We start from the raw sequence: 13696 nt of genomic DNA on the forward strand, positions 1-13696 counted from the left end.
CCGACAAAGACTCTCACCTGGCACTGTCAGCGCAGGAGTCACAGAACGGGATCGGCGGCATACAACGCGCGCAGTTCGTCCGCGATCCGCTTCGATGCAGGGGGGCGTCCCCTGGCCGCCCCCGGCTTCGGTGGGTCGTTCCGCGTCTTGGAGCCCGGGGCCGGCTCGGGCAGGAGAACCTCTGGCTCGTCCGGATCTGGCTCTGATTCGTCTGCTTCGGCCTGCGATACGCGCGCAGGGTCGTCGAGCGGGCTTGCCGGTTCGTCGTGCTCGATGCGGTCGGCCTGCTCGTGGATGAGCTTCTCGAAGGACACCGTCAGTGGCTCACCCGGCGCCGACGAAGCCCCGCCCCCGTTGGTGTGGGCGATCAGCGCGAGACGGGCGGCGGCCGGTGTCGTCCCGGAGTCGGAGAGAACCCTCGCGCACGCATCGGAGACCACCTGCAGAGTCGGCCGCTCCTCCGGCGCGTGGGCGAGCATCGACTCCAACAGAGGCACCAGCGGCGCAGGCACACCAGAGAGGTCTGGAGCGATCTCGGCATTGGTGACCTGCGCCGCGATCGCTTCCCAGCGTGATCCGTCGTACGGATAGTGGCGAGCCGCCGCATACAGCAGGACCGTGCCCAGCGCGTACACATCCGCTGCAGGTGACACCTGCGGATGACCGCCGGCCTGCTCAGGCGGCATGCATCGGACCGTGCCGATGATCATGCCGCTGTGCGACAGCGTCTCCTGCGAGGCATCCATGAACGCGCCCAGCCCGAAGTCGATGATCATCGGTCCGTCATCACCCAGGATGACGTTCTGCGGCTTCAGGTCTCGATGGAGCAGCCCTGCGGAGTGGACTGCCGACAAGCCCTCGGCGAGCAATGCCCCGAGGCTGGCCACCAGAGGCAGGGGAAGCAAGCCATCGCTGTCCACGCAGGCCAGCAGCGTGCGCCCAGCCACGTACTCCATGGCCAGCCACGGCCGGTCTGCGTAAGGGTCCGCGTCCAGGAAGCGGGCCACCCGGTTCGTGCCGATCACCGTGCGGGCGATCAGCGCCTCCTTCTCGAAGCGCGCACGCGTCAGCGGATCGAGCTTGTCGTTGCGGATCACCTTCACCGCGACCAGATCACCTGCCGGCGTGTAGGCGAGATAGACCTCACCCATCCCGCCCGAGCCGAGTTCCCGCGCCACCGTGTACCGGCCGATCCGCGTGGGCACCCCGCTCATCCGTACCGACTCACCTTCTCCGACGCGCCTCACTCGATCGGCGCTCTGATCTGCCACTACTCTAATCGGCCATGAGATCAGCTTGAGGAGCTTTCGGCCTGATCAGGACATCGGGCAGCTGGATGCTGACCGAAAGTGACCGCTGTGAGTGGTGCAGCAAAGCCCGGCCACCAGAGGTGCGCGGTCCGCCAGCAGCGGGACGCCATGGCCGACCACTGCCCGGAGACCGTTTCCACCCCGCTCGCGTATCACCCCCAGTAGTCGGGACCGTCTGCAAGAACGGAGAAACGCACCTCACACGAGGTACTCGTCCATGAGCTCTGCTAGGTGCATGAGGGCCGGCCACTGGGTGTCGTTGGCCGTGTGGGTGTAGGAGCGGCGCTGGGCCTGGACGTACATGGCGAACTCGGCAGGGTCGTCGCCGTCCTGGAGGAAGGCGGTGGTGATCTCCAGGGGGCGGGGATTGCTGACGGACCAGGTGGCGTTCTGAAGCTGGGTGGGGTCGAGCTTCGTGATGCCGAGGGGTGTCTGGTTCTGGTCCGAGCGAGGGTTGATGCCGTAGAAGACGGTGTCGCTGACTCGGGCGAGGCCGGAGTATCGGCCGCTGCCGGGTGTGCGCTGTTGGCGTTCTTCGTCCCACGGGACGCCGAAGAGGTGGGGGACGGCATCCCTGTCATCGGCCTCGCGCACCCGGATGATCCGCAAGCCGGGGTGATCGCCGGGCTTGCGAGGTGCGGGTACCGCATCAGGCCTCTCGAACCCGGTGCCAGGCAGGTGCAGGGCATTCGGGGTCAGGTACGAGTCCTGGAGCCAGGGCCAGAGATCGCGGCGGCGCAAGACGGCGGCGCGTGCGAGGAAGACGCGGTCGGTGGTCGAGTCCAGGGCCAGGGCTTGGATGAGGAAGTCCGCGACGGCGCGGTAGCTCTTGGCGAGACGGATACGACCGCGTCCCGCGGTGAGTGCTTCGGGCAGCTCGGTGAAGGGGATCTCGGGTTCGACGCGCTGGCTTGGGGTGGGCATGAGCTGGGCTGTCGGGTCGTGTCCCGGACGCATGCGGATGAGCATGGGGACGGCCCGTCCGTCCGGGGCGTACGACATCCATACGGTGGAGAGCTCGAAGGAGTCGGTGATGCCGAGTGGAGCGGGGATGTCGGCGACGTGGCCGACTTGGCGCAGTGCGTCGAGAACGGAGGACGCCGCTCGCTCGACGTCGCTCACACGGTGGTCCGTGCCCTCTAGTAGTTTCTGCTTGCTGCCAGGCTCCGGGGCCGGGCGCACGGGACGCATGCACTGTACGCGCCGGCCGAGGGCAGGAAGCGTCCTCTTCAAGAGAGGCTTGGGATCGCCTTGCCGTGTACGCAGGAAGAAGCCGTCGTCTTCCAACTCGATGACCGTGGCGCGCAGGTCGGCGGGCCTGGGGAATGCCTCGGTGATGCGCCGGACCCGTTCAGCGACGGCTCGCTCGTCCTCGGTGCGCCGCACTGATGGTTCGTCGTGGCCGGACCGGGGGATGCCGCCGACGAGGTCGCCGGGGTCACAGTGGTGGATGGTCAGGACGAATGGACCGGCGTAGGTGATCTGGGAATCCGACGCTGCGGTGCCGTCCAGTTTCGTGAGTCCCAGCTTATGAGTGAGGGCGAGATGAAGCGTCTCCCGCGTGCGTGGGGAAGCCGTCCAGTGCTCCAGCTGGTAGTGGCACTCAGGTGCGGTGTTGACTGGCTGGAGGGCCTTCGTTTTGGTCTTCGCCTTGGTCGTCGGGCTGGCGGGGAGCAGCCCGAACGGTGCGAGGACGGGGGCGAGGGCATCGAACACCTCAAGGTGGTCGATGGGCTGGTATCCAGGTGCTGCAGGGTGCCCAGCAGTGCGCCGGCGCGCATTCTTGTCCGCTTCTGGATCAGCGGGAAGGTAGTACTTCATTCCGCTGCTATGAATCGCGAACGCGGCGACCGCATCATTGCTGCTTTCGGAGAGTGTCTCGGGAGCGGTGCGGAGAATGTCGGGATCGGGGTAACGGTGACGTGTGAGCAGGGCCAGCAGCTTGCTTACGCCCGGTGACCACTTCCAGCGGGCTTCGTCCCCGCTCCCCAGGACGGTTGCGGACGCCTGCACGAGCATGCGCCGTTCCTCCGAGGTCACGAAGCCCGCGTCAGCGTGCAGCAGCACGGTGACGCTCGCAGGGTGGGCGCCACGGCGGGGTACGTACGACGAAGGGAGCGCAGCGAAGCGGGCCATGTGGAGGTCGGCGTGGACACGGACCTGGGCTTCGCCGGGGATCGTCTCCAGGTGAAAGTCGATGTATGGGGTGTACAGGCCAGTCGCGCCGTCGCGATCGGTGAGTGTAGCGGGCGGCCCGAGGTAGACCGCGCGTCGGCCGTCGCTGCGAGTGGGGCCGAGCCACGCCTTGTAGTCGTGACCGCGCAGATTCAGGCCGGACGCGGCGACGCGCTCGGCGAGCAGACTGGGCAGCAGGCTGAAGACCGCGTCTCCGGGGTTCCCGGTTCCATTGGGGTGGAGCTGGTGCTGTGCGAGGTCGATGTCGTGTGGCTCCCACACGAGTGGGTGCTCGCCGAGAATCTCGGCCCAGTCCTTCTCGGGCAGGTGTGGGGCCACGTCCGTGGCCGCCCAAGCGGCAACAGCGAAGTGGAAGGGCATGTCGACGGGGGTGGTTGCCCGGATGTACTCCGGCTCGTGCAGGTTCCAATGGATGGAGCTGATCCGCGGGTCGAGAAGCTGGACGATCTGCTTCAGAGAACTGGTCGGAAGGCTCCCGGGCTCCTTGCGTCGGCGCGGAAGAGAAGCCCAAGCGGGTTCCAGGTGCTTGAGCCACGCGGTGGGGCACGCGGCCGTATACCCCTGAACGGGCAGATGAGCGTGCTCGTCGAAGACAAACACGGCAGCTTGCTGGTGTCGGTAGGCGGGCATCAGCGTCCCCAGTCGAGAGTTTCGTAGAGGTGGCCGGCAAGACTCCAGCATGCCTGGGCCAGTTCGTAGGACAGGCGCTCCTCGGGTCCCGCGGTGGCGGGTGGCTCGGTAAGGAGTTCACGCAGCATCGTGCGCGCGGCGACGAGGACGCTGGTCCGCTCGGTGTCGGCGGCGGTCTCGTCCAACTGGGCGGCGCGGGGTGCGAACGCGGCATCGCAGAGGTAGATCAGGATCGGCTCGTTGCCGCGGATACCTCGCCCGCTCGTCTGGTAGGTCGAGTTGAGCAGGTTGGACGTGAACGCGTCCCGGTGGGCCTTGTCCGTGAGCCGGCTGAAAAGAATCGGTTGCCCGAAGTGGCGCCACGTTCTGCGCGCACCGTGGCGGAGGTTCAGAGCCAGGTCGACAGCGTCGAGAGCTGGATGGCTGAGGTCAGCCGGGTTATTGAGGCGGCGCATGGCGTCCGCGCCGAGCAGCGACAGCACGAAGGAGGGGTCGTCGGCCGGCGGGTGGATGCGAACGAGGTAGAAGATCGCGCCCAGGGCCGCAACCCCGCGAGCGTTGAGGATGTTGTGACCGCGCTGGATGGCACCTTCGGAGGCGACCAGGATGTCCGCGCCGCTGCGCGCGAAGGTCGAGACTCTGCGGCGGATGAGTCCGTAAGGGCCGGGATCGTCGTGATCACGGACCACGTGAAGAGCTTTGTACGGAGTCTTGTGGTTCACGTAGTCGGCGACGGTTTCGGCGTCGCGGGTGCTGAGCACCACGAACAGGGCTTGCTGCCGGTCGGCGGCCAGGTGCTGGCGTACCTGGTTCAGCAGGGACTCTGGGGCACCCGGCCGGGGCACGCAGACAGAGGCTGTCACCTGCATCAGGGCCTGCTCTCGACGAGCTCGGTCACCTCCGCTTCCAGAGACGAATACCGGCGCGGCCCCGGCGACGCGTCCTGGCCGCAGGTGCATGCGACTCGCGCGGAGCGCATCTTGGGAGGCGGGCGGGGTCCGCAGGACCAGTGAGACGGGAAGGTCGATGTGGTACTTGGGAGACGTCGGCATCCAGGACGTCGCCGAGGTGAGGATGACATGAGGGCCGTCGATGCCCTCCGGAGCCAGAAGATCGTGCAGGTGATGGAGCAGCCATCGGCCGACACCGCGCAGCCAGACCAGGTGCAGGGCGCCGCTGTCGCCAGCCGGGTTTGGCTGCCATTGCAGCGCCATGAGATTGCCGGCCGGTTGTTCGGGCACGAGGGCGAGAAGATCCTTGGGCGGCTGCTCACCGAGGAAGCTCAGATCTTCCGGAAGCCGCAAGACCTCGGCAACTGCCGGATAGAGCTTGCCCATCTCGAAGAAGGATGCTGTGATGCGGGCCGCCCAGATGCCTGCCTGGAGGAGCTGGACGCGTGCAGCCTCCTCCTGGGTGGCCTCGTCCTCGGTATCGGTGAGCTCGCGCTCGACGTCAGAGCCCTCGCCGTCCCCAGTGATGGCCTCCTCATCGATGTCGACTGGCTCGTCCTCGTCCTTGTCTCCGGGGGTGTGCTCACGGAGCCAGTCGAGTGCGAGACCGTTCGGGTCGGTACCAGTGTCATGCGCGGCGGTCATCGCGTGGAGCAAGGGAGCGAAGCCTTCGGAAGGCTCGCTGAAGGGCTGTGAGGCCAGTGGTGCGAGGAACTCCTCGAAGAACTCCTTGGCTGCGTCCTCGCCGTCGGCGTCGTGGCGGAAGTCCTGGCGTTCACCGAGCCCGTACATGTCGCGGGTGAGGCGGAAGAGAAGGGAGTGGCCGGTGAACGGGCCCTCGGCAAGCAGGGCACGCAGCGATTCCCCTTCCGGGGCGACCAGCAGTTGGTAGAGGTGGACCCGCGCCTGTCCGTGGCGTCGTTCGAGCTCCTCGAACTGCTGGACCTTCGGGTGCTGCAACGGCCGGTGCCAATCGCGGTCGAGGCCATCGGCGATGCCGTGCCGCGTGCGCGTGCTCCAGCCGCTGTCCGGGGCGGTGAGGACCTCATGCTGCAGGAACGCCTCGTCGAAGGCGCGTTGTACGTCGTCGGCTTCGTCGACATACAGGAAGTCCAGGTCGTGCTGGAAGCGTTCCACGACCCTCATTGAGGCGTTCGACCAGGTCGCCCGAGAGAATACAAGGCCTGCCGGCGTGGTGATCTGCACCTGCGCGGTGCCCAGCTCGTTGTCGGCACGCTGCCGAGGACAGACCGGCAGAAGCGGGCAGTCACACTTTCCGCGCTGCCCGACGACTTGGAGGGCGTTTCGGCAGGGCCGTTCCCCCTCCTCCAGCGGCTCACCCCCGATCAGCGGATCGAGGAGGCATACATCGACCGCGAAGCGCGCTGCCGCATCTGGATGCTCCGGAAACGTGGACTCGCCGTCCTGGAGCAGACTGCGCCAATACGCAGCGACGTGCCGGATTCGCTCGCGCTGCCCGATCTTCGGCACGGCATCGATGCCCAGGGTCCGGAAGAACGACGTCTTCGCGAAGCTCTCACCGACCGAGGGCAAGACGTAGCCGCCCCGCATCCCGCGCTTCACACCGAGCACGGTCAACCCATCCAAGAGCGTCGACTTGCCGGCGTTCATCAGCCCGATCGACTGCATGACACCGTTGACCATGAAGTCCGTGCAGTCATCTCGCAACTTCCCCGTCGCCACGTCCGGGACCGCCATGTCCAGGTCGCCGAGACGACCGGCGAAGTTCCTGTTGGTGATGTGAGGGTGATGCTCCAGACCCCGGTCCATCTCCTCCCCGGTCTCCACGAGCTCGCTCCGCGTGAACGAGAATGCCTCCCGGGTGCGCCCGGTGGCGGGTGGGGCCGACACCGGAACCTCGCCCGGATTGATCCACTCCGGGAGATGTACCGACTCCGTGGAACCGTCTGCGCGCTGGAAGATGCACACGGAGCCGGGCGGTGCAAGGCGGCGCTGTGTTTGCGTGCTGTACGGCACCGGCTCCTTCAGGACCTGACGATAGGTGTCGTGACGGCCCACGAGGTAAGGCGAAGATTTCGGGGCGAACACAGTGGAAGGACGGACCTGACGGCCAGGAGCCTCGCCACGCTCGAAGCCGCGGACCTGCGCCGGTAGCTGGGCATACGCATCCAGAGTCCGCAGAAACTGTCCGGAGCGAGCCATGTCGCCCATCAACAGCCGGAGCGCCCGTACCTCGCGTTCCAGACCAGGTCTGGGGGAGGCGTACGTGGAGAGCACCGGCCACAGAGCACCGACTCCCTGTCCCGGCATGTGATCGGCCAGGAACGTGAGCCCGAGCTCGAGCTGGCAGAACTCACGCGGCAGCAGCGGGCCGAGGAGTGTACGGACGGACTCGTCTCCGAGCTCCTTTACCAGGCCGCCCATCCAGGTTCGGGTGTCTCTCACGCGTGCTGCCCCACTTCCCTGGATCGCTTGGTGACCCGGCGGATGAAGGTGTCCTCGTCGACGACCTCAACACCGTTGACCCGGCCATCGAGCTCACGGCCGAGGTCGGCGAAGTACGCTGGCGTGGCTCGGTGATTGGCCATGACAAGAAAGCGGTGAACGGCGCGCAACCGTCGGTCGCAGGTGAAGCGACGTCCCAGCAGCGTCGCGCTGACGCAGTCCTTCGCGTCGAAGAGCCAGCACTCGGCTTGGTCAGAGCCGGGCTGGCGGAACCACACGGCACCGTCCCAGGCATCCAGCCCGGGATACTCCTCCAGGCGCACGAGATCCTTTGGCAGCGTGTTGATTGCGTCGAAAATTCGGGCTTCGACCAGACCCGGGTCATGGTGGAAACGACGAGTGGCCCGGTGTTGAACCCAATAGCCCTCCACGGTCCGCAAGCTCTTCTGCACCGCGCTCCCCTGGCACCCCGGGACCTGGCAGGAGCGGTCCACGCCGGGCATCGGGTTGCCGCACGAGCCGCAGACTCGTAGCGCGGCGCCCCCGGGCGCCTGCTGAAACCGATAAGCGGTGTGGACCAGCTGCTTGAAGTGCGGTTCGCCGCTCGTGCCGGCAGCTGGCATCTGTTGCGCGCGCCGCAGCACATCAAGATCGCTTAGGACCGGGTTGCGGATGTGCATCAGGCGGAGCTCTACGTAGGCCCGCTGCACCTCCTCCTCGGTCCGGCCGTTGGCTTGCGCGGTCGCGAGCAGCTGGGCGAAGATCTGGTTCTCGACGAGTTCGGCCTCCACGTCGGTCTTGGCCGCCAGCGCGGATGCTTGCTCGGAGAACTCCGACAGCTCGTCGCCCTCCAGCAACGATTGATCAAGGTCAGCCCCGGACAGGGCGAGTCGCACCGGCCACTCGCCCAGGGGAAGTCGACACGCGGCAAGCACATCGAGATCGTCCTGCGGCCAATTCACCGACTGGTGATGGCCCACCCACCACAGCCTGGTAAACCCCGTCCGCCATGCACGAGGCAACAACCCCGCGCTCGGGTCACGACCGTCGGGTACGTGGCCCTCGAGGGCGTGCTGCCGATCGAGCCGGATCTTGGCCAACCCGGCGCAAAGGAGTTCGACAGTCAGGTAGTCGTCTACAGCGACATCCCGTTTGGGGCCGGAGGGCATCTCAATAGCGGTAGGCGAGAGCGTCACGACTGACAGGATGGTTGCCATTGAGGCCACGGTGCCGACGAGGTTCCGCAGCCCCTGGCGGCCCTAGCCGCCTCCTTGCGGGCGTTGAGCGTGAGTGCGCCCTGGGCGGGATTCCCACGGTCGGGGGAATCCCCTAGGTTGACGTAGCCGGAGATCTCAAGGGGCGCTGGACGCTGCTCGAGTCGATGGTGAGCACCTGAGACAACTGGGGAGCGCGCCATACGATCCTGAGGCTGATTGATCCAGGGACGCGTATCTGGGTGGTGAAGGCGCCCGCCCCTGCCGCCCTCAATGACGTGTACGGCAACCGGGCCGTCTGTGGCATCGGCCGCAAGCGATTCCGCCATGCGCGTCGCCAGCGGCAGGCTCAACACCCTTGCTCGCCTCGGCGAGGCCATCGAGGTCATCCGTGATCTTGCGGAGGACCGGGAGCCGAGGTCGACGGGAACGCGATCCGCATCCCCTGGATCGAGAACGGCAGGCTTCCCGTCTGGATAGAGGCGTACGGCCCCAAGGCGCTCGCTCCGCCGACGAATCCATCGAGTCGGAACCCCTGCCGTACGAATTCTGCTGGGTTACGGCGGCCTTCCCTTCGCTTGCGCCGAGTACACACTGCCGGCTGGCACCCCCCTCTGCCTGTACTCGGTGAGTTCATCCCCGCACACCGGCCCGATCACGGAACGTCCGACTCCTGCCCTCGCCCTCCTCGGCCGCAGCCCTGACACATGGCGGACGACGTGGCGGCCCCTGCCTTCCGACGACGAAATCCCCCTCGTTGCCCGCACCCGGCTCCTCCCGCAGACGGATCTGGTCGAGTGGGACGTCCCCGGTGGCCGTGGGACGGGCACGCTGCGAAGTCGACCGACGCCTGACCGGGTAGGGGCGGGCGACGAGGCGTTCGCCGTGCCACTGGTCGTCAGCGAACTGGTGACCAACGCCATCCGCTACGGCGCCCTGCCGATCACCCTGCGCCTCCTCGGAGGGGATGCATGCTCACGTGCGAGGTGAGCGACGGAGCCCTCACAGCCCCACCTGCGGCACGCCAAGACCGTCGACGAAGGTGACCGCGGGTTTCACATCTGTGCGAGTGACACGGGTAACTTAGGGTGTCCTGTACATGGCCGAAGGCAAGACCGTCTGGGCAGAAGTCCCCGTTCCGTCGCTCTGACCGCGAGGGCGGGCCGTCTCCGTCCGACCCCCTTCCTGCATGCTGCCAGGCCATCGACGACACGACCACACATCTGTGGGAAGCGTCGGCGGCCGCCCTCGGCCCCACGCTCGCGCTCAGCCGAGTCTTCAGTCGTCGTTGCCCCGGCTGATGCGCTCGCGGCGAAGCAGCCCCACACGCTCGGTGTCGTATCCGATTGTCTTCAACGCTGTGATCGCCTTCCCTCTCAGGCCGGGCCATGACGTGAACCTCCCTTCCACCGCCTGCCGAAGAGCCTTCTTTCTGCCACCCGGAATCGACCGGACCAATCTCGGGAGATACGAGAGCGCAGTGTCCGCTGCGGTCTGATTGGTGCCCAGCATGGGGATGAGAACACGGTCCAGGAGGAGACGCCGTGCCGTATCGTCGGTGACGGCCGCAGCGTGCCACAGGTCAAGGACCGCCTGCCGTTCGAGCTTGTTGCTCGCGGTGTCGTAACGATCGGACAGGAGTTCAGCGGCGTACGCGTCGGGGAGTTGCTGCCAGCCGGCGGCGACCAGGACATCGATGGGGTGGGCCGTGCGGGCCCGGCCTATCAGCTCGCGCCAGAACTCGGCCTGGTCGAGGACGGGAAGCAAACTGAGACGGTCCCGGACGGCCGAGGCGAGGGAGCTGATGGCCGAGGACTGAGAAGTCTTGATGAGCGCGGCGGCCGCCGAGTGGAGATCTGCGGGAGACGGCTCCTCCACACGGATCCAGTCCGCCACCGTGGTGGGTCCCAGTTCGGGATGCCGCCGGGCGTAGGAAGCCATCTGCAGCGCGGACGGGGGCGCGTCGAGCGACATCCGTGACACGGCCTCCCGGCCGGCGTGCAGTCAACAGAGAATGCGCAACCGGGTGCGCTGCGGGTCGGGAAGCCACCCGCAGTGCTCCACGGCCTCCACGAGCGTGGTGACCTGCTCCAGGGATAGCGGGTGCTCGGCCGCGGTGGTGAAGTCGCGCAGGCACTCGACGACGGTGCCGACGAGGTAGTTCAGCAACTCACCGTCTTCCCGGGGCAGCGTAGTGGTGTCGGATTCGGACAGCGTGGCTGCCACCGAGGCGCTCTCGTTCTGAAGTATGACCCGACGGTCGAGCAGCCCGCTCTCCACCAAGGGATGGAGTGCGCCGATGACGATGGACCGTGCGGCCGCGTCCTCATCGCTCTTCGCGAATCCGTCGAGTGAGGCCAGGACGATGGCAGCGATGTCTGGGTGCTGGGAGGCTGGCCTGTCGTTGACGAGACGAACGAAGGCGTCCGCCGCATCGCCGACGATGTCCGCTTCCAGAGGAGACTCGTCCTCCGTCGCCAGATTCCACAAATGCTGGTACATAGATTCGATCTGGGGCTTGACGGCGTCGAGTTCGAGTCCGGGAGCAAGAACGCCGAGCCACTTCGGCCAACTTTTTACGTCTCGGCGCCTCGCGCTGATGAGAACGAGCCGGGCCAGGGACACATCCCGTACCGCGGGGACGTACATGAGATTCGCCTCCACCGTACTCCGGCCACCCGTCGACCCGAGACCGAGAAGGATCCGGACGATGGTGTGCGCTGCCGCGGGGGCACCCTCATACCAATGTTCTAGTGTCGAGGCGAGGGCCCGCAGCGCCGGATCAGGTGACGAGGGCTCCTCCATGTCGGCCACAGGCGTGGTAGTGGCTATCGCCCCGCTAGTAACGGCGGGGTCCGGTTCCTGAGCCGTCCTCTTCCACGCGTCGTGGTTCTCGATCGCTGTGGTGAGCTCCATCGTCAGGGTTTCGGCGCAGGCTTCCACGAGGCGCTCGGCTTCCCCGAAAGGAAGCTGCTTGAGCATGGCGACGACCTCGTCGGCTCCGCTGCCCAGGAGGTGGTCTGAGAGCAGCTGCCGCACCCGCTCCGCGTCCACCGCCAGTGCGGCCGAGGCGTGGCCGAGGAGAAGCATCGCGAGATCGACGTCCTCGTCGAGTTCCGCATGCTGAAGAGCGATCCGGCCCAGGTCCGTGGCTGTCCCCCGCTTCCCGGCCAAGGCCAGCCGCCAGCACCCGGGCACCACATCTGCCGGAAGTTCTTGAGGAGAGCCGACGAGGTGGGCGGTGATGCTCTCCAGCGCCGCGTCCGCTCCGCCGTTGAGGGGGAAGGAAGGGTCCGAGCAGATGGCCAGGACGGCCAGCGCAACGTTCCTGCCCTCCAGGCCGATCACCTCCCTGGCTTGTTGGGCCAGGAGGGAGAGAACGGCCACCCGGTCCCGGACGTCGAGTTCGGCCACCAAGGATTTCAACGCCACCAGGTCTGCGTTCTGCGCGTGCTGCTCAATGGTCTCGGCCAAGGCGGCCGGCAGGCCGAAGACGCTGCCGCTGCTCTGGAGGAAGATCAGGTCACGTCCCGGTCCCGGAATCCTCCGGGTCTTGAGGAGGTAGGCCACCAGCTGGCGTCCGTGATTCGTACGGGCCGCCTCACGGCCCTCCGCGCGCTCGTCGGCAGCAGTGAGATGAACATCGACGGAGGCCTGTGCTCGCGCGTACGCCTTGGCCGCCTCCTCGACGTCGGCAGAGACGAATCCGTCAAGCTCGGCCTCGGCGTCATCCGCGTAGCGCACGACGTGTTCGCACAGTCGGTGATCCAGCAGCAGATCGCGAGCGAACAAGGGGAACTCCACCCGAAGGCAGACCAGGCGGGCGATCTCTTCCGCGCGCAAAGACGGATCGGTTTCCAGAAGCCCGTCCGCCGCTCGCTGCTCAGCCAGACGGTACGTGAGGACGAAGGCGTTGAGCAGGGCCTTCACCCGGCGAGGGCTGCGGACGTGGGACGGAATCAGGATGCTGACGATGAGGTCGACGTCCACCTTCGCCCACACCCCACCGCGCCCGCGGACAAGTCCGGCGGCGAAGCTGGTCACTCGCCCGACGAACAGAGGAGGCAGGCTGATCTGGTAGGGGAAAACCTTGTCGAGATAACCGCTTCCGCTGCTGTAGTAAGGGTTCACCGTGTCGGCAGGCGTTGCCTGTTGCAGAGCGCGGGTCAGCGCTTCCTCAAGGACCTGCTGGTCAGCCGCCACGATGAAGACACACCGTTCCACACCGAGGAACGTCCTCAGCGCGTCCAGGGTTGCCACGACATCCGAGGGAGCGCAGCGGTCCAGCTCGTCCACGAAAACGACCAGGCGCTTGACCTTCGATTGCTCCACCAGCGAGCTGAAGAGCCTCTCGAACTGCTCGTCACTGTCGGCGGCGTCGGTCTTGTGCTCACGAGTGAGCGTGCGGGATACGAGCACCGTCAAGGACGTGAGCAGCGCTGCCGGCGCCAGACCGGCCTTGAGGACGTCGGTGACCATGTCGATGAACGTCTGCTGGAACGGGCCACTTCTCACCCACGCCAGCACGGCTACCACCAGCACAGATGCGCTGGCGATCACCGCAAACATCCGTGCGTAGGTCCACAGCAACTTCAGAAAGGCGCCACCGCTGAACTCGATTCTGGCGGTGGCCTGTCCGCTGTAGAGGTCTTCGTGGTACTTGCGGTCCTCGATGCCCAGCGCGGTGGCGACGGCGATGATGAAGTTCCTACGCAGCGGGTTCTCCGCGTACTTGAACGCGTCGAAGCGCACGAACCGCACACCTCGGTCCCTGGCCAGCTCACCTCGGAGGAGGTTGGCCACACCTGACTTGCCCGACCCCCACGGCCCCCACACGGCGATGTTCGTCGGTGTCGGAACGGAGCTCACCAGGTGGTGCAGCTGTCCTGCGATATGGCCATGGGCGAGTCGATCGCCTCGGCCGTCCTCGATCTCCCGATCCTGCACCAGGTCGTCCGACTCTAGTCGG

The 13696-nt window shown here is 66.7% G+C and carries 6 protein-coding genes and 1 pseudogene; 1 reads left to right on the forward strand and 6 read right to left on the reverse strand.

Translation table 11 applies throughout. The features are described 5' to 3' along the window. Positions 1-38: 38 nt before the first annotated feature. From SVTN_RS33820 to SVTN_RS33835, 4 genes are all read right to left on the reverse strand, one after another. Entirely contained in the window at positions 39-1214 is a 1176-nt protein-coding gene (locus SVTN_RS33820; protein ID WP_041132507.1) for a serine/threonine-protein kinase, read from the reverse strand. A 294-nt stretch (positions 1215-1508) separates the two neighbouring features. Continuing rightward, positions 1509-4136, reverse strand: coding sequence for a pPIWI_RE module domain-containing protein (locus tag SVTN_RS33825; protein WP_041132508.1), 2628 nt, complete (start codon positions 4134-4136; stop codon positions 1509-1511). Beyond that, the gene (locus SVTN_RS33830) at positions 4136-7513 is read right to left on the reverse strand and encodes a pPIWI_RE_Z domain-containing protein (RefSeq protein ID WP_159026540.1); all 3378 of its coding nucleotides are present in this window, start codon (positions 7511-7513) and stop codon (positions 4136-4138) included. The genes SVTN_RS33825 and SVTN_RS33830 overlap by 1 nt, the downstream gene beginning before the upstream one ends. Next, positions 7510-8730 (reverse strand): restriction endonuclease-related protein, encoded by a 1221-nt coding sequence (locus tag SVTN_RS33835; RefSeq protein WP_041132510.1) that lies wholly within the window; start codon positions 8728-8730, stop codon positions 7510-7512. Before SVTN_RS33835 ends, SVTN_RS33830 begins: the two co-directional genes overlap by 4 nt. Positions 8731-8948: 218 nt before the next feature. Here SVTN_RS33835 and SVTN_RS45850 point away from each other — a divergent pair. Beyond that, positions 8949-9233 (forward strand): annotated as a pseudogene (locus SVTN_RS45850) (LLM class flavin-dependent oxidoreductase); the annotation flags it as partial. A 772-nt stretch (positions 9234-10005) separates the two neighbouring features. Here the strand turns inward: SVTN_RS45850 and SVTN_RS33840 are convergent. Further along, positions 10006-10701: a hypothetical protein gene (locus SVTN_RS33840; RefSeq protein ID WP_041132511.1), complete on the reverse strand. Its 696-nt coding sequence runs from the start codon at positions 10699-10701 to the stop codon at positions 10006-10008. 30 nt (positions 10702-10731) lie between these two features. Then, a complete protein-coding gene (locus tag SVTN_RS33845; RefSeq protein ID WP_342669713.1) occupies positions 10732-13596 on the reverse strand; it encodes a P-loop NTPase fold protein in 2865 nt (954 codons plus the stop codon). Between the last annotated feature and the right edge of the window lie 100 nt (positions 13597-13696).

The sequence above is a fragment of the Streptomyces vietnamensis genome (assembly GCF_000830005.1).
GTDB lineage: Bacteria > Actinomycetota > Actinomycetes > Streptomycetales > Streptomycetaceae > Streptomyces > Streptomyces vietnamensis.